General features: G+C 40.4%; 14 protein-coding genes. 10 read left to right on the top strand and 4 right to left on the bottom strand.

Annotation, left to right across the window (positions count from 1 at the left end; all coding sequences use genetic code 11):
• The first annotated feature begins 133 nt into the window (after positions 1 to 133).
• Together gpmI and ACR2F7_RS00975 are read left to right on the top strand one after the other, a co-directional pair.
• Positions 134 to 1,654: a 2,3-bisphosphoglycerate-independent phosphoglycerate mutase gene (gene gpmI, locus ACR2F7_RS00970; protein ID WP_432711741.1), complete on the top strand. Its 1,521-nt coding sequence runs from the start codon at positions 134 to 136 to the stop codon at positions 1,652 to 1,654.
• Entirely contained in the window at positions 1,654 to 2,178 is a 525-nt protein-coding gene (locus ACR2F7_RS00975) for a hypothetical protein (protein ID WP_432711742.1), read from the top strand. Before gpmI ends, ACR2F7_RS00975 begins: the two co-directional genes overlap by 1 nt.
• A 99-nt stretch (positions 2,179 to 2,277) precedes the next feature.
• Here ACR2F7_RS00975 and ACR2F7_RS00980 read toward each other — a convergent pair whose 3' ends face one another.
• Entirely contained in the window at positions 2,278 to 2,907 is a 630-nt protein-coding gene (locus ACR2F7_RS00980) for a tetratricopeptide repeat protein (protein ID WP_432711743.1), read from the bottom strand.
• A 264-nt stretch (positions 2,908 to 3,171) separates the two neighbouring features.
• Here ACR2F7_RS00980 and lon point away from each other — a divergent pair, with 264 nt between their 5' ends.
• A complete protein-coding gene (gene lon, locus ACR2F7_RS00985; RefSeq protein ID WP_432711744.1) occupies positions 3,172 to 5,643 on the top strand; it encodes an endopeptidase La in 2,472 nt (823 codons plus the stop codon).
• Positions 5,644 to 5,784: 141 nt separating this feature from the next.
• Positions 5,785 to 6,738, top strand: a complete 954-nt coding sequence (locus ACR2F7_RS00990) for a lipid A deacylase LpxR family protein (protein ID WP_432711745.1) — start codon at positions 5,785 to 5,787, stop codon at positions 6,736 to 6,738.
• Here ACR2F7_RS00990 and arfB read toward each other — a convergent pair.
• A complete protein-coding gene (gene arfB, locus ACR2F7_RS00995; RefSeq protein WP_432711746.1) occupies positions 6,735 to 7,148 on the bottom strand; it encodes an alternative ribosome rescue aminoacyl-tRNA hydrolase ArfB in 414 nt (137 codons plus the stop codon). The two genes, ACR2F7_RS00990 and arfB, sit on opposite strands and share 4 nt — an antisense overlap.
• A 101-nt stretch (positions 7,149 to 7,249) precedes the next feature.
• Between arfB and cmk the strand changes: the two genes are divergently transcribed.
• The 4 genes from cmk (at position 7,250) to ACR2F7_RS01015 (ending at position 13,909) form a co-directional block, all read left to right on the top strand.
• The gene (gene cmk, locus ACR2F7_RS01000; RefSeq protein WP_432711747.1) at positions 7,250 to 7,927 is read left to right on the top strand and encodes a (d)CMP kinase; all 678 of its coding nucleotides are present in this window, start codon (positions 7,250 to 7,252) and stop codon (positions 7,925 to 7,927) included.
• 133 nt (positions 7,928 to 8,060) lie between these two features.
• The gene (locus tag ACR2F7_RS01005; RefSeq protein WP_432711748.1) at positions 8,061 to 9,260 is read left to right on the top strand and encodes an efflux RND transporter periplasmic adaptor subunit; all 1,200 of its coding nucleotides are present in this window, start codon (positions 8,061 to 8,063) and stop codon (positions 9,258 to 9,260) included.
• 5 nt (positions 9,261 to 9,265) lie between these two features.
• Positions 9,266 to 12,466 (top strand): efflux RND transporter permease subunit, encoded by a 3,201-nt coding sequence (locus ACR2F7_RS01010; RefSeq protein WP_432711749.1) that lies wholly within the window; start codon positions 9,266 to 9,268, stop codon positions 12,464 to 12,466.
• 36 nt (positions 12,467 to 12,502) lie between these two features.
• Entirely contained in the window at positions 12,503 to 13,909 is a 1,407-nt protein-coding gene (locus ACR2F7_RS01015) for an efflux transporter outer membrane subunit (RefSeq protein WP_432711750.1), read from the top strand.
• Positions 13,910 to 13,918: 9 nt separating this feature from the next.
• On the opposite strand, the gene ACR2F7_RS01020 is transcribed toward ACR2F7_RS01015, so the two are convergent.
• Positions 13,919 to 14,698, bottom strand: a complete 780-nt coding sequence (locus tag ACR2F7_RS01020) for a DNA-formamidopyrimidine glycosylase family protein (RefSeq protein WP_432711751.1) — start codon at positions 14,696 to 14,698, stop codon at positions 13,919 to 13,921.
• A gap of 72 nt (positions 14,699 to 14,770) precedes the next feature.
• On the opposite strand from ACR2F7_RS01020, the gene ACR2F7_RS01025 reads away from it, so the two are divergent.
• On the top strand, positions 14,771 to 15,007 hold the full coding sequence (locus tag ACR2F7_RS01025) for a DUF6965 family protein (RefSeq protein WP_432711752.1): 237 nt from the start codon (positions 14,771 to 14,773) through the stop codon (positions 15,005 to 15,007).
• Here ACR2F7_RS01025 and ACR2F7_RS01030 read toward each other — a convergent pair.
• Positions 14,992 to 15,672, bottom strand: coding sequence for a substrate-binding periplasmic protein (locus ACR2F7_RS01030; protein WP_432711753.1), 681 nt, complete (start codon positions 15,670 to 15,672; stop codon positions 14,992 to 14,994). The two genes, ACR2F7_RS01025 and ACR2F7_RS01030, sit on opposite strands and share 16 nt — an antisense overlap.
• Before the next feature lie 252 nt (positions 15,673 to 15,924).
• On the opposite strand from ACR2F7_RS01030, the gene rpsA reads away from it, so the two are divergent.
• On the top strand, positions 15,925 to 17,859 hold the full coding sequence (rpsA, locus tag ACR2F7_RS01035) for a 30S ribosomal protein S1 (protein ID WP_432711754.1): 1,935 nt from the start codon (positions 15,925 to 15,927) through the stop codon (positions 17,857 to 17,859).
• Positions 17,860 to 17,999 lie beyond the last annotated feature (140 nt).

Genomic DNA, 17,999 nt, shown 5'->3' on the forward strand with positions numbered 1-17,999 from the left:
TATTACAAATATATAGATTTATTGTTACAAAAATTAAGCCACTATACGCTTAATAATTACGATTAACTGCGATAGTAAATCTGAATAAACTTATATTTGTTTTGATAAAAGAACACAATTAAATAAGATTTTGATGGAAGATAAAAAAGTAATGCTCCTTATTCTGGATGGTTGGGGATATGGAAACCAAGATGAATCAGATGCTGCCTATGCTGCAAACACCCCTTTTTTTGATTCTATGTTAAAGAAATACCCAAACTCTAAGTTAGAGGCCTCAGGTGAAGCCGTTGGCTTACCGGCTGGGCAGATGGGGAATTCTGAAGTAGGCCATATGAATCTTGGTGCTGGCCGCGTGGTTTACCAGGAACTGGGCAGAATCAACAAGGCGATCAGCGACAGGTCTTTTTTCTCTAACCCTGAACTACTGAAAGCTTTTAACCATGCCAAGGCAAATGGTAAAAACGTTCATTTTATCGGCCTTTTATCTGATGGTGGTGTACATGCGCACATCAACCACCTTAAAGCACTGTGCACCGCTGCTGATGAACAAGGCTTAAAAAATGTCTTCGTTCATGCTTTTATGGATGGTCGTGATACCGACCCTACATCGGGTTTTGGTTTTGTTGAAGACCTGGAGCACCATCTTCAAAATTCTGCCGCTAAATTAGCCAGTTTAGTAGGCCGTTATTATGCCATGGATCGCGATTCGCGCTGGGAAAGGGTTAAAAAAGCTTACGACCTGATGGTAAAAGGTGTGGGTACCCCTACACAGGATGCGATGGAGGCCCTTAAAGATTCTTACGAGAGGGGTATTACCGACGAATTTACGGAGCCTATCGTGATCACCAACGCGGATGGAACGCCCCTGGCAACCATTAAAGAGGGAGATGTAGTGATTTGCTTTAACTATCGCACCGACCGTGGCCGCGAAATTACTTCTGCTCTTTGTCAGAAGGAATACCCTGACTATGACATGCACCCTCTTTCTTTATATTATGTAACCATGACCTCATATGATGAGAATTTCTCTAACGTAAAGGTGATGTATACTAAAGATGATTTAACAGAAACACTGGGTGAAGTACTGGAAAAACACCATAAAAACCAAATAAGAATTGCCGAGACGGAGAAATATCCACACGTTACATTTTTCTTCTCTGGTGGCAGGGAGAAGGTTTTCGAAAACGAAAAGCGCATCATGATTCCTTCACCAAAAGTGGCTACTTACGATTTGCAGCCTGAAATGAGTGCACAGGGTATTACCGCTGCCATTATTGAAGAACTGGAAACAGGATGGGCAGATTTCATCTGCCTGAACTTTGCCAACCCCGACATGGTAGGCCATACAGGTGTATTTGACGCTGTAGTGAAAGCAGTAGAAACTGCCGACCGCTGTGCCGAAGCTGTGGTAACCAAAGGTTTAGAAAAGGGTTATGCTTTTATCATCCTTGCTGATCATGGAAATTCAGAATATATGTTAAACCCGGATGGTTCTGTAAATACGGCACATACCACTAACCTTGTTCCCTGCATTTTAGTGGGTACTGACTATACACATATTGCTGATGGAAAACTTGGCGATGTGGCCCCTACCATATTAAAATTAATGGGCATAGAAAAACCCGCAATCATGACAGGTAATTGCTTAGTCTAATGTATAAAAATTTCTTTGCTGCTTGTTCTTTATTGTTCATGCTGTCTTGTGGCCATGCAGAACAACAAAAGCAACAGCCGCAGCACTATTTTAACCTTAAGGGTTATTTTGAACAAGAGGCTCTACGTTTGAATAAAAAGAATGCGCTTGTTCAAAAAACCGTTGCTGTCAATGAGGCCATGGAAACCAAGGCGGTGCATATTGCCGACTGGAATAAGGAATTCGCTAATTTTATAGATGCTGACATCAACAAGTCGGCATGGCAGGGATTTTTTAAGGTTACTAAGAATAAAAATCAAGAGATTTACACCGCTACGCAAGAAAAAGTGATCGTTAAGAAATTGCTCATAACGCGTAAAGAAAATAAAATAGTAGCTATTAAGGTACTGCTGAACACCAGCAATTACCTCTACCAGTCTACCGATTCCTTAAGCTATTATCCTGATAGCCTTTACGAAATCAGTAAAACTCAAAAGATAAGACTCATGGGTCAAAAGAAATATAACATTAAAGGGCAACTATAGCTTTTGTATCTTTAATAACAAATTTTAAAATTTGCACATAAAAAAAGGGTGCCCTATTTAGTGATAGGATACCCTTTTTTAATAAGTAACATTGTTAATTTATTTCAAACTAGTTACCTGTGCTTTTACATAGCTCACTAAAGAGATGATGTCTTTACGTTGAGGCTGAATAGTTAATATTTTTTGGAAATCTGCTGTTGCATTGTTGAATAAGGCAACACAAGCCACTTTATCAACTTTCTTTTTAATCTTGTAAGATTTAAAAATTGCATAATCTTTATAAGCAATACCTCTGTTTTGTAGCAACTGGGCATCTTCTTCGCCATTGAGCTCAATAGCTTTACTGAAATCTTTAATAGCCGACAAATAGAAGTTATCACGCATTTGGCTTAACGATTCTTTAGGATCATTAGCAATGTTTAGCCTTGCTTTACCGCGGTAGTAATAAGCATAGTAATCGGCTGGTTTTAAAGAGATTAATTTAGTAAAATTGGCAATGGCATTTTCATAATCGCCACACTGAAAGTAAGAATAACCAAGCATTTTTAATACATTAGTATCGTTAGGATTTTTAGCACCTGCTTTTTCCAATGGAACCAGGGCACCTTTAAAATCTCCCTTCATCATGGCCTGCATGCCGAGTTTATCATAACCGCTATTTTGCGCAAATGCAGTATGGGAAGTTAAAAATATAAGAAAAAGAAAGGTCACTTTTTTAAAGTAGTTCATCAAATTTTATTTAGAAAAATAAAGTTATAAAAATTAAAGATACACAATAGGCAACTATTGTACCATTTAAGAATTAAATCTTAAACGTAGAATATTAAGAAATATGATTAACAATAAAAATATTTTAATCATCTGCCTTTTTAACATATAAAACCCGTTATGAAAGTTTTGGCACAAGAGTTGAAAATACCCTTGCGAGATAATAATTATAAATTTCAGCGACAAGCTGTCAGTTTGTCGTTTAAAATTTTAAAAAGGCAATTAATGAGTATAAAAGATCAATTTGATTTTGGCAATGCACTACCCATCATAAATGAAGATACCGAATTTTTTCCATTGATGACTCAGCAAGATGAGGATGAAATGAATAGTGAAGAAACCCCGGAGGTATTGGCAATTCTGCCTTTACGCAACACGGTACTCTTTCCTGGTGTAGTGATTCCAATTACTGTTGGAAGAGATAAATCTATAAAGTTAATAAAGGAGGCTTATAAAGGTAACCGCACTATTGGGGTGGTTTCACAGCGTGATGTATCTATCGAAGATCCTACATTTGATGACTTAAATAAAGTGGGTACTGTAGCACAGATTATTAAAATGCTGCAAATGCCTGATGGCAATACCACCGTGATTATACAAGGTAAACAGCGCTTCAGGTTATTGACTGAAGTGCAGGTAAACCCTTATATTAAGGTAACGATAGAGAAATTTGAGGAAACAAAAGAAAAGCCTGATAAAGAGTTCAAGGCTTTAATTGCTTCCATCCGTGAAATGTCTTCACAAATTATACAGCTTTCACCAAACATTCCCAGTGAAGCTGGTATAGCACTGAAAAATATAGAAAGCACGTCGTTTTTGATCAACTTCATCTCTTCAAACATGAATGCAGATGTGGCCAACAAGCAAAAAATGCTGGAAATGACAGTATTGCGCGAACGTGCAGAGATGGTAATGAGCCTGCTGACACTTGAGCTGCAGATGCTGGAACTTAAAAACCAGATTCAATCAAAAGTTAGGGTAGATTTAGACAAGCAGCAACGTGATTATTTTTTAAATCAGCAGTTGAAAACCATTCAGGAAGAATTAGGTGGCAACTCCAGCGATTTAGAATATGCAGCGTTGGAAATGCGTGCGAAGAAGAAAAAATGGTCTGAGCATGTCAAAGAGCATTTTGATAAAGAGCTGGAAAAAATGGGCAGAATGAACCCTGCTGCACCAGACTATTCCATCCAGATCAATTACCTGGAGTTATTATTGGACCTTCCATGGAACGATTTTACCAAAGATAACTTTGATTTAAAGCGTGCACAGCGTGTTTTAGATAAAGATCATTTTGGATTGGAAAAAGTAAAACAGCGGATTATAGAATATTTGGCTGTATTGAAGCTTAAACGCGACATGAAAGCACCTATTCTTTGCCTGGTAGGCCCTCCGGGGGTAGGAAAAACTTCCCTGGGTAAATCCATTGCCAAAGCTTTAAACCGTAAATATGTACGGATGGCTTTAGGTGGCATCAGGGATGAAGCCGAAGTTCGTGGTCACCGTAAAACTTATATTGGTGCCATGCCAGGTAGAATTATTCAGTCTATCAAAAAAGCGGGTGCTGCAAATCCTGTGTTTGTATTGGATGAGATTGATAAAGTGGGTGCCGACTATCGTGGCGATCCTTCATCGGCCTTATTGGAAGTGCTGGATCCTGAACAAAACAATGCCTTCAATGACCATTATGTAGAAACAGATTACGATTTGTCGAACGTGCTGTTTATTGCCACCGCCAATTCATTGAGCACCATACAGCCAGCTTTGCTCGACAGGATGGAGATTATTGAGGTAAACGGTTATACTATTGAAGAAAAAATAGAAATAGCTAAAAAATACCTGCTGCCTAAACAAAAAGAAGTACACGGTATCAACAATAAAGATATTACTTTAAAATCTCACCTTATTGAAAAGGTAATTGAAGATTATACCCGTGAGTCTGGTGTTCGTGGTCTGGAGAAAAAAATTGGTTCGCTTGTTCGTGGTGTAGCTACAAAAATAGCTATGGAAGAAGCTTACGATCCTGTATTGAGCAATGCAGATGTAGAAAGAATTTTAGGTGCCCCTATTTACGACAAAGACCTTTATGAAGGTAATGAAGTAGCGGGTGTGGTTACAGGTTTAGCCTGGACTTCAGTTGGTGGTGATATTCTTTTTATTGAAGCGAGTTTAAGTCCCGGTAAAGGAAAGTTAACGCTTACAGGTAACCTGGGTGATGTGATGAAAGAATCTGCAGTCATTGCCTTGGCTTATTTACGTGCACATGCCCACTTGTTCGACATTAAATATGAGCTTTTTGACCAATGGGATATCCACGTTCACGTACCGGCAGGGGCAACACCAAAAGATGGTCCTTCTGCAGGTATAACCATGCTAACAGCACTGACGTCGGCATTTACGCAGCGTAAAGTGAAGTCTAACCTGGCCATGACGGGCGAAATTACCCTCCGTGGTAAGGTATTGCCGGTTGGTGGCATCAAGGAGAAAATCCTTGCTGCAAAAAGAGCTAATATCAAAGATATCATTTTATGTAAATCAAACAGAAAAGATATCCTTGAAATCAAGGAAAGTTATATTAAAGACCTTAATTTTCATTATGTAGCTGAAATGAAGGAAGTGATTGAACTGGCCCTGATGAAAGATAAAGTGAAGGACCCACAGGATCTTACTGTTAAAATAAAATCAGTTTTAAACTAATGGTCTCCAAAATATAAATATACATTTAGGCTCCGGATTAATTTACGGAGCCTTTTTAATATGCTATAAAAATACCTTCCGGCTAAAGGATAACATAAACCTTTCTGTAATTTCCCTATGATTAACCATAAATTCTCTGCGATGAAACCTGTAAAATACAGCCTTTTATTATTGTTTGTTTGCTCCTTTGCATCACTGAAAGCGCAGACTTATAAGAATGAATTTGGCTTTAGAAGTGATAACGATGCCTACCTTTTTTATGGTCTGGATCGCTATTATACCAATGGGCTTTTCATCAATTTCCGCCATGCTATTGCTACAGATAGGATCAGCGAAAAGCTGGAAAAGAAAACTTATGAGCTGAGTGCAGGACAGAAAATGTACAATCCGCGGTCAGGTTATGCGCCAGACCCCTTACGCCAGGACAGGCCTTTCGCTGGCTACCTGTATGCCGAAGGCGCCATAAGCTGGTTCCGCAAAAATGAAAGCGTGATTAAAGCAAGTGCACAGATTGGAACCACAGGTCCGGATGCGCTGGCACAAAAAGGGCAAGAATTATTACACAATACCGTTGGTTTTTATAAACCTGAGGGCTGGGAATACCAGATTAGAAATGAAATGGCGGTTAATTTAGCTGCGCAATACACGCGTTTGCTTCACCGCTCAACCAGCAATACCGTAGACTTCTCTTTTGATGGCTATGCAAGAGCAGGAACAACCTTTAGTGGTGCTGGTGCTGCTGTATTTTTCAGGGCCGGAAAGATCAATCAGCTTTTTAACTCCGCTTCTACGCATTCCGTTATTGGCAATGGGGCTAAAACACAGGCGCTGGTAGAAAAGGAAGTGTTTTTCTATGCTAAACCGCAGCTGAATGTGGTGGCCTATGATGCGACTATTCAAGGCAGCATGTTCAACGACGACAGTCCGGTAACGTTTGATGCCAAGCCCATCGTTTTTGCGCAGCAAATAGGCTTTAACTACAGTTCGCAACGTTTTACCTTTGATTTTGGCCTGGTATTTAAAACCAGGGAAGTGGAAAGTAATGCCAAGGCACATCAATATGGCAAAATCAGCATGTATTATAGGTTCAACTAATCGCCTATAAATGGTTTTTTGCGGTTTACCTTTTTATCTGCCTGGACATGTTTGTTATTGAGTCTCTTCCGCACTACCGCCTTCGGTATGCGGGTGGGCTTTCTTACTTTGGCCACATGCAGGGCTGCTTTTAACAAGGCCACCGCTTTTAAGAGTGTCCTTTCCTTATTCAACAACTGACTGCGGTCTTCTTGGGCAATAATATGCAGGTTTCCCTCCTGATCCAGCCGGTGGGCCAGTCTTTCCATCAGCAGCGCTTTTTGCAAATCATCTAAAAAAGGTGCTTGTGCTATATTCAACACCAGTTCTACTTTGCTGGAAACTTTATTGACATGCTGCCCTCCACTACCTCCACTGCGGGAGGTTTTAAAGGTTGCGTTTTCTAAAATATCTTCTCTAACGGGGATCATGTGCTAAAATTAACATTTCTTAAAGCTGGTATTAAATTTTTCCACTTAATTATTATCGAAAACAATACGTAAAAATCCCTAAAACATTAACTTTGCGGCATATGAGAAAAAACCTGGTTATTGCCATTGATGGATATTCATCTTGCGGTAAAAGTACACTGGCTAAAGCGTTGGCGAAAAAATTGGGTTTTATATATATTGACAGCGGTGCCATGTACCGTGCCGTCACCCTTTATTTTATTAGAAATAACGTTGACATCCACAATAACGAAGCGGTAAAGGATGCTTTACAACATATAGAATTAAATTTTCACTCCCGTGATTACCAGAGCCACATCACCTTAAATGGCGAAGAGGTTTCTGAGGAGATCAGGCTAATGCCGGTTTCAGAAAATGTAAGCGCCGTTGCTGCCAACAAATTGGTACGCCATGAGATGGTGCGACAACAGCAGCGCATGGGCAAATCTAAAAATATTGTGATGGATGGTCGCGATATTGGCACCACAGTTTTTGAAGATGCACAGGTAAAGTTGTTCATGACAGCAGACCCTAAGCTTCGCGCAGAAAGACGCTTCAAAGAAATGCAGGAAAAAGGCGATACAAGCACAACCCTGGAGGAGGTGTTTGAAAACATTGCACACCGTGATTATGCAGACACTACACGCGAGGAAAGTCCGCTGGTAAGGGCCGAAGATGCCATCATTTTAGACAATACGGCCATCAGTGAATCGGAGCAGCTTGAATTTGCCCTGGAAAAGGTCAAACCATTCTTACCTTAAGTCCTCCCGTTAAAGCAAATTCATTTGCTTTTTTGGTATAATTTATATTTTTTTCGCTACATAATTCCTTAACTTTAAACAAAGCACCAATTTATTGGTTAAGTATTGTTATTAGGTAAATAGATATGTAGCAATGAGATACATCTATAACAAACTTCATTTTTCCACAAACATAAGCCTGAAGCTCTTTTTTTTGGTTTGCTGTGCCGTTTTGATTTCCTGTGGCAATAACAAAAACGACAAAGCCGCACAGCAGGCTGCTGGAGCTACGCCGGCAAAAGATTATAAAGTGTTGGAGTTACGCCCCAGGGATGCTACTTTAAACACCGATTATCCAGCAAGTATACAAGGACAGGAGAATATTGAAATCAGGCCAAAGGTTGATGGTTTCGTCAAGAAGATCTATGTAGACGAAGGAACAGTGGTCCACAAAGGACAGCCACTGTTTAGAATCGATGCGCCACAGTATGAACAGGAAGTGCGCGCGGCTACAGCAAGTGTACTAAGTGCTGAAGCGGATGTGAGCGCCTCCAAACTTGCCGTCAATAAAGTAAAACCCCTTGTCGAAAAAGATATAGTCAGCAAATATGAATTAGAGTCTGCGCAGTTTACCTACCAGACGAGTCTGGCACGTTTGGCACAAGCCAGAGCGGAACTTGCAAATGCCAGAACAAATTTAGGTTATACTTTGGTAACGAGCCCCGTTAATGGTGTGGTGGGCTCTATTCCCTACCGTTTAGGAAGCCTGGTGAGCAGCAGCACCGCTGAGCCTTTAACCACCGTTTCCAGCATAGGGAATGTTTTCGCTTATTTTGCCATCAATGAAAATTTGCTGTTGAGTTTTAACAAAGAAGTAGCTGGGAAATCTTTTGAAGCAAAACTAAAGACACTGCCCCCGGTATCACTCATCCTTTCTGATGGTACTTTATATAATAAAAAAGGGACGATACAAACCGTCAATGGTTTAATTAATACACAAACAGGCGCTGCCAATGTAAGGGCCAGCTTTCCCAATCCGAATGGACTGATCAGGAGTGGCAGCTTTGCAACGGTAAGAATTCCCAATGAAGTAAAATCAGCTATCCTTGTTCCTCAAAGTGCCACTTATGAGCTGCAGGACAAACGTTTTGTGGTGATAGCAGACAAGGACAATAAAACTAAAGCTGTGGCCATTACGGTTTTGCCCAATGCTGCAGGTCAGTTTTTCGTGGTGGAAAAGGGTTTAAAAGCAGGTGATAAAATAGTATTGGAAGGGGTAGCTACCCTCAAAGATGGCACCCCTATTAAAGCTGTTATGGTTAATTCGGAAAGTGTGTATGCAGGATTAAAATAAAGGTCATGTTTAAAATTTTCATTTTACGTCCGGTGCTTTCTACGGTAATCTCTGTCATTATCGTTATTCTCGGCATCTTAGGCCTGATAGCCTTACCTATTGCCCAATATCCGGATATTGCACCCCCTACCGTGCAGGTGGCCGCCAATTATACAGGTGCCAATGCTGATGTAGTGTTAAAAAGTGTGGTTGTACCTCTTGAAGAGCAAATTAATGGGGTGGAAAACATGACTTACATGACTTCCTCCTCTACCAATGAAGGTACGGCCAGCATCAATATATTTTTTAAGGTGGGTACCGATCCTGACCTTGCTGCTGTGAACGTTCAAAACAGAGTTTCCAGGGCCACAAGTTTATTGCCTCAGGAGGTTACCCGCTCTGGGGTTACGGTGACTAAAAGCCAGAGCAGTAACTTGCTGATTTTCACTTTATACAGTGATGACTCCACCTACGATGATACTTTCTTACAGAATTATGCCAAGATTAACCTCATCCCTCCAATTCAAAGGGTAACGGGTGTAGGTGAAGCCCGGGTATTTGGCTCTAAAGATTATGCTCTGCGGATATGGCTGAAACCTGATGTAATGTCTCAATATAGCCTGGTGCCCAGTGACATCAGCGCCACACTGGAGGAGCAAAACATTGAAGCTGCCCCAGGTAAATTTGGTGAAAATGGTAATGAAAGCTTTCAATACATCATTAAATATAAAGGGCGCCTAAGTACCGTTGAAGAATTCGAAAATATGGTCATCAGGTCTGTGGGCAATGGTCAGGTATTGCACTTAAAAGATGTGGCCCGTGTTGAACTAGGCTCTTTGGGTTATACCATTAACACACAAACTAATGGAAGACCTTCTGTAGGGATGGCCATCAGCCAGACCCCAGGTTCTAACGCCCGCGATGTGATCAACAACTCCAAGAAAATCCTGGAACTTGCCTCAAAAGATTTTCCCAAAGGTGTCTATTATACCTACCTGGTGGATGTGAACGAAAACCTCGATGCCTCTATTGAGAAAGTGATTCACACTTTAATTGAAGCCTTTATCCTGGTATTCATTGTGGTATTTATCTTTCTGCAGGATTTCCGCTCCACGCTTATTCCCGCTATTGCCGTTCCGGTAGCTATTGTGGGCACCTTTTTCTTCCTCAGTTTATTTGGCTTTACCATTAACTTGCTTACGCTCTTTGCGCTGGTGCTGGCCATTGGTATTGTGGTTGATGATGCCATTGTGGTTGTGGAAGCAGTGCATGCTAAACTGGATCATGGCTACAAGTCTTCAAAAAAGGCAGCTGTAGATGCCATGAATGAAATATCAGGTGCCATCATTTCCATTACCCTGGTGATGGCTGCCGTATTTATTCCTGTTACCTTTATTACGGGTTCTACAGGTGTTTTTTATAAACAGTTTGGGGTAACACTGGCTGTCGCCATTATTCTATCTGCTATAAACGCGCTGACCTTGAGTCCTGCTTTATGTGCCTTATTGTTAAAACCCCATGCCGACGACCACAAACACCATAGCTTTTTGCAGCGCTTTTATACGGCTTTTAACGTTGCCTTTGAAAAAGTAACCAATAAATATAAACGTACCGTACAGGTGTTATCGGCAAGAACCTGGGCGGTATTCCTGGCCATTGTCATCTTTGGCCTTGCCTTGTTTTACATGATGAAGACCACTCCTTCTACCTTTGTGCCCGCTGAAGACCAGGGGGCCATATTTGCCAACATCAGCCTCCCCCCTTCTTCCTCGCTTGAACGCTCACAGAAAATGGCTGAAACGGTAGACAGCATTGCCCATACCATGCCAGAGGTAAAAAACACTTTGCGCATCATTGGCTTAAATTTTACCGCCGGTGCAGGTAGTTCCTATAGTATGGTCATTGTTAGACTGAAGACATGGAGTGAAAGGGATAGAAGTGTAAACGATGTTATTGGAGATCTTTTCCAAAAAACCAGTGGCATTAGGGAGGCCAGTATTTTCTTTATAGCACCACCAACGTTACAAGGTTTCGGACAAAGTGGTGGTTTTGAATTTCAGCTCCAAGACAAGGGTGGTCATACCATGGACGAGCTGTTTAAAGTTAATACTGCTTTCCTGGGAGAATTATCCAAACGTAAGGAAATACAATATGCCACCACGTCATTTAACCCTGGTTTCCCACAGTACATGCTGAATGTAAACCTGGAAAAGGTAAAAGAAGCAGGATTAACGGTTAATGATATTTTAGGTACGCTGCAAGGCTATTACGGTGGTTTATATGCCTCTAACTTTAATAAATTCGGCAAGCAATTCAGGGTAATGATCCAGGCAGATGCACCTTTCAGGGCCAACCTTGAAGGCATGAACAATATTTTTGTCCGCAATAGCAACGGCACCATGGCCCCTATAACGAGCTTCATAAGCCTCAACCGGGTATATGGACCTGAAGCCATTTCCAGGTTTAACCTTTTCAGTTCTATTGCTGTAACAGGCGCCCCGAATCCTGGTTATAGCTCTGGTGATGCCATTACAGCTATACAGGAAGTGGCAGCGGAACATTTACCTCCAGGTTATGGTTATGACTTTTCAGGATTGACAAGGGAAGAGCTGGAATCGGGCAGTCAGACGTTATTTATTTTTGTGTTGTGTTTGATCTTCGTTTATTTCCTGCTCAGTGCACAATATGAAAGTTATATCCTCCCCTTTGCGGTACTTCTTTCCCTGCCCTTTGGTTTAGCCGGCGCTTACTTTTTCTCCATTGTCTTTAAATTGAACAGCAGCATATATTTACAGATTTCCCTCATCATGTTGATAGGACTGCTGGCAAAAAACGGTATTTTAATTGTTGAGTTTGCACTGGCCAGAAGAAAAGAGGGTATGCCAATTTTACAGTCGGCCATTGATGGTGCCGTAGCAAGGTTAAGGCCCATTCTGATGACTTCCTTTGCCTTTATATTCGGATTAATGCCATTGATGTTCGCTTCAGGGGCAGGTGCCGTTGGTAACAAGTCTATTGGTACAGGTGCTGTTGGCGGAATGTTAATAGGTACGCTCTTCGGGGTTTTTGTCATTCCTATTCTTTTTTTAGTGTTCCAGACTTTACAGGAAAAAATCAGTGGTCCGCCGACTAAAAATTACGGTGATGACGTGGATGAAGAACATAGTCCGGAAGAATTAGAAGCTGCAAAGCAGGAAGCAAACTATATCAATCTGCCTAAAGGTTAATCATAATAGACGATCACGTTATCTAATTTAGTTGAAATGAAGGATAGAATTAAAACGCAAGTCCTTGTAGCCATGTGTATTTTGTTGCTGCTGGGTGCTTGTAAGGTAACAAAAACCTACCAACGTCCGGATGTAAAAACAGAAGGCTTATTTCGTGATGATATAGGTACTGACACAACTTCTATGGCAACAAGGTCATGGAAAACCTTGTTTGCCGATGCTACGCTGGTGGCTTTGATAGAAGAAGGACTGGCCCAAAACCTTAATTTACAGAATGCCATACAAAACATTGTACAGGCGCAAGCACTTTTAACACAAAGTAAACTGGCTTTTTTCCCTACGCTAACGGCAGATGCCAGGGCTTCGCGGAATAAAACTTCTGAAGCAGGATTAAATTTCCCCCCAGGTATCAATATTAATACGTTAACCAACACCTACCAATTGCAACTCAGCACCTCCTGGGAAGCTGACATATGGGGTAAACTGAGTAGCTCTAAAAGAGCGGCTTTGGCTAATTACCTGCAAACAGATGCTGCAAAACGTGCCGTACAAACGCGTTTAATTGCTGATATCGCCAACAACTATTACAACTTACTGGCTTTAGACCGACAGCTGGAGATTACAGAGCTGACGCTAAAAAAAAGAATTGAGAATGTGGAAACCATGAAAGCCCTTAAAGAAGGTGCTGTGGTCAATGGGGCTGCTGTGGTACAAAGTGAGGCCAATGTTTATGCCGCAGAAGTATCTATTCCAGACCTGAAGCAAAACATCAGGATCACAGAAAACGTATTATGTCTGCTGTTAGCACGGGCGCCTGGTGCCATCAAGAGAAATAAATTAGTAGACCAGCAATCACCAGAAGATTTAAAAACAGGCGTATCTGCACAATTATTAGTCAATCGGCCTGATGTGCAGGCAGCAGAATTTGCCTTCCGTACTTCTTTTGAAGATACCAACCTGGCAAGGTCTTATTTTTACCCCAGTTTAACTTTGAGCGCTGGTGTTGGTTTCTCTAATTTAGAGTTGAAAGACTTTTTTACAAATGCTATTTTTTATAATTTAGTAGGTGGTTTAACACAACCCATTTTTGCTCAGGGTGCCAACAGGGCACGTTTAACCCGTGCACAATCAGTGCAGGTGCAGGCCTTAAATGATTTTCAGCAAAGCCTGCTTCAGGCAGGACAGGAAGTGTCTGATGCACTTTATGCCTATCAAATGGCCAATGAAAAAGAAGAGTCCCGTGCCAAACAGATTGCTGCCTTAACTAAGGCCGTAGAATTTACCGAGGAATTACTACGTTACAGTTCTGCCACCAATTATGTAGATGTATTGACATCAGAGCAAAGTTTACTGGCAGCCCAGTTGAGTGGTGTAAGCGATAGGCTGCAAAAGTTGCAAGCCGTGGTTAACCTTTACCAGGCACTGGGCGGTGGCTGGAAATAAAATTATTTTTCAATCGTATAACTCTTGCTCTGCTGTATAATAGGTTTTTCGGGAGCCGATCTTTTTAACCAGCACCTCCGCCCCTGTAGGGCTATGGGTAATTTTAGGGCCATGAACTTTCAGAAATTCCCGGTATTCCCCACTGATAATTTCTGGATGAGCCTTGAGTAATTGCGCTTCGGCACCCTTTAAAGTGGCCCTGATAGATTGAAGCAGCGTTTTAATTTTGTCATCTGGAATTTTAGGAGCAGAAGAAAAAGGCGAAATGCCGGCATCCCATAAAATCTCATCTGCATAAGCATTCCCTATTCCACGTATTAAATGCTGATCAAGCAGGATGTTCTTGATGCTGGTTTTTTGAGACTGCAGCAGCTTTCTTAAAAAATCCAGGTCAATTTCTTTTGATAAAGCATCTGGTGCTGATGAAGGTTCAGGATCCAGCGTTGGCGTAGCCATTTTCTGAAAATCGGATAAGGCTAAACCTTTGCCATGGTCAAACTGTAGGGCAATAATGGTAAATTTCGGCAGATCCTCGCCCTCAAAAAAGGTGAGCTCCCCATGGAGCATCAAATGAAGACCAAGCACATGGCCATTCTTAAACACAAAATGTAATTCTTTACCCACCCTTTTTACCTCCTCCAATTGCTGTTTAACCAGCGCTTCCTGTAGTTGTTTTTCTGGTACATTGAGTTTTTTAGGCACTACAACAGTCAGTTGCTGCAGCTTTTTACCGGCTAATTCTTTGTTGAGATTTTTACTGAATACCTGTAGGTCTGGTAGTTCTGGCATAAGTATATATTTATCTTTCTTAACAACAATAGGGTGTAAAAGTTCAAATCAGATTTATCTTATCTTTGCAGCATGACCATTGAAGAATTAGAAGCCTATTTTGAGGGAATAGATTTACCAGAAAGCGTATACTTAAATAAGGCTACAAAAATTGTAGATGTAAAAAAGTTTATCCGCAGTCACATCATCACCGTCAAAGCCCATGGCCATATCAAAGCCTATGCTAGCTTTTTGGACCGCCTGATACAATTAAAGGATATCCTGGAGGCTGAAAGAGCCAAGGACAGTGAAGATCAGAGTTCAATTTGATTGAACCATTTCTTGTAAATCTGGTGATAGAAACCGTTTCCTTTAAGGTGTTTCAGCACCTCATTAATTCGCTGCCGTAATATAGTATCACCCTTTTTCATGGCAATAGCATATTGAGAATGTGTTTGTGGCAAAAACATGCCGATTTGCAAGTCAGGATGTTTTTTCAAAAAACCACCTGCAATGGGCGAATCGTCAATGAGCACATCAATTTCTCCACGTAGCAGTAAATCATAGAGTTCGTCGTTTCTATTGGCATGTACCATATTGTGACTGGGAAATTTACCCATGATATAGTTTTCTGCTTCTGTGGCAATGCGGATACCGATGGTTTTATGGTCAAAATTGCTCAGGTTATACACCGAAGTGCCCCTGTTGACCACAGCACAAAGCCTGAACTGCAGGTAGGGTGTGCTAAATTCCAGTATTCTTTGTCGCGAGGTAGTCATCGTTACCGCCGAGCAGATCATGTCTAGCTGGCCTTTATATAATTTTTCAAGAATATTTTTCCATAAAGATATTTCATAGTGTAACTCCAGGTTGAGCTGACTGGCAATTTCCTGCATTAAATCGACTTCAAATCCTTCAAAAACAGCAGAATTATAATCAGTATGCATAGGAACAGGCGCTACAGAATCTAGCCCAATTTTGAGTATCTCTTTCATTTTAAGGTATTTTAGTATAAGATTTAGCCATGGCTCGTTTAGACTTATATTTCGTTATACGTGAATACAATAGGATGATAGGCTTAAATATAGAGGAGAAATATGGGATTTTTATATAAAAATTATACAATTACCTACACATCTTTATGACAAGCACTTATAAATCAACAACATTTATAAAAAAATAATATGCTCTAAAATATATATTCGTATATTTGTAGTCCCTAACGGGAAAAGGAGATTAAATTTTTAATGGCAAAAAAACAAGTAGCAGAAAAAGAACTAGAGGCTAAAAAAGCCGAACTTCAAGGTGCAGACGCGCGTCTGACTGAGAGAGAAACCATTGAATCAGAAGCTGATACAATGTCGATCGAAGCGATCAAATCATCACTAGCAACCCCGGATCAAGATTTTGATTGGGATGCTGACGATAAAGCATTTGGTAAATATTCTGACGAGGACCGTAAAAAGTTCGAAGACATGTATACCGATACTTTTAATCAAATCAATCAAGGTGAAATCATTAGCGGTATTGTTGTTTCAATCAACAACAAAGACGTAGTATTAAACGTAGGATTTAAATCTGACGGATTAGTATCTACATCAGAATTCCGTGATACACCGGATCTTAAAATTGGCGATACCGTTGACGTTTTCGTGGAAGCACCTGAAGATGCGAATGGCCAGTTAATCTTATCTCGTAAAAGAGCTAAAACCCAAAGATCATGGGAGTCTATTAATGAGGCTCTAGAAAACGACAGAATCATCAACGGATTTGTAAAAAGCCGTACTAAAGGTGGTTTAATTGTTGACATCATGGGTGTTGAAGCTTTCTTACCTGGTTCTCAAATTGACATTAAACCTATCCGTGATTATGATATCTACGTAGGTAAAACAATGGAATTCAAAGTTGTTAAGATCAATCACGAATTTAAAAACGTAGTTGTATCTCATAAAATCTTAATTGAAGACGACTTAGAAAGCCAAAAAGTTGAAATCGTTTCTAAACTTGAAAAAGGTCAGGTATTAGAAGGAACTGTTAAAAACATTACTGACTTTGGTGTATTCATCGATTTAGGTGGTGTTGATGGTTTACTTCACATTACTGATATTTCTTGGGGCCGCATAGAGCATCCAAAAGAAGTATTGAACTTAGACGAGAAAATCAATGTTGTAGTTCTAGACTTTGATGACGAGAAAAAACGTATTGCATTAGGTTTAAAACAATTAACTCCACACCCTTGGGAAAGTTTAGATCCTAGCTTAGCTATCGGTTCAAGAGTTAAAGGTAAAATTGTAACTGTTGCTGATTACGGTGCTTTCTTAGAAATCATTCCAGGTGTTGAAGGTTTAATTCACGTGTCAGAAATGTCATGGTCTCAAAACTTACGCAGCCCTCAGGAATTCTTGAAAGTTAGCGATGAAATCGAAGCTGAAGTATTAACTTTAGACAGAGATGAGCGTAAAATGAGCTTGGGTATTAAACAATTAACTCAAGATCCTTGGCAAAATGTTGCAGAAAGATATCCTATCGGAAGCAAACATACTGCAGTAGTTAAAAACATGACTAACTTCGGTGTATTTGTTGAAATTGAAGAAGGTATCGATGGTTTAATCCACATTTCTGATCTTTCATGGTCTAAAAAAGTTAACCACCCTAACGAATTCACTAAAGTTGGTGATACATTAGACGTAGTTGTTTTAGAATTAGACGTTGAAAGCCGCAAATTAAGCCTTGGTCACAAACAATTAGAAGAAAACCCTTGGGATACTTTTGAAACTATCTTCACGATGGATTCAATCCACCAGGGAACTGTTGTTAAAGTAACTGATAAAGGTGCTGTTATTGCTTTACCTTATGGTGTTGAAGGTTTCGTACCTACAAAACATATGGCTAAAGAAGATGGTTCTGTCATCAAAGCTGAAGAAACTAATGACTTCAAAATCATTGAGTTTAACAAAGATGCTAAACGTATCGTTGTATCTCATGCCCGTATCTGGGAAGAGGCTAAAGCTGAAGCTGTAGCAGAAGAAAGAGCTTCTAAGAAAAAAGAAGCTAAAGCATCTAGCAGTGCTGTTAAGAAAGTTAAAGATTCAGTTGAGAAATCAACACTTGGAGATTTAGGTGTATTAGCACAGTTGAAACAACAAATGGAAGGCGAAGAAAGCAAAAACAAAGCTAAATAACCTCCAGTTATATATATTAAAAGCATCCCGCTGGTCGGGATGCTTTTTTTTTGCTATTTTATCGGCAAATAAAAAATGATGAAATTCCTCCTCCCTTTTATATTTTCCCTGCTGCTTGTTCATACCACGCAGGCGCAATT

This window comes from Pedobacter sp. (genome assembly GCF_045628745.1).
In the GTDB taxonomy this organism is placed as follows: Bacteria; Bacteroidota; Bacteroidia; order Sphingobacteriales; family Sphingobacteriaceae; genus Pedobacter.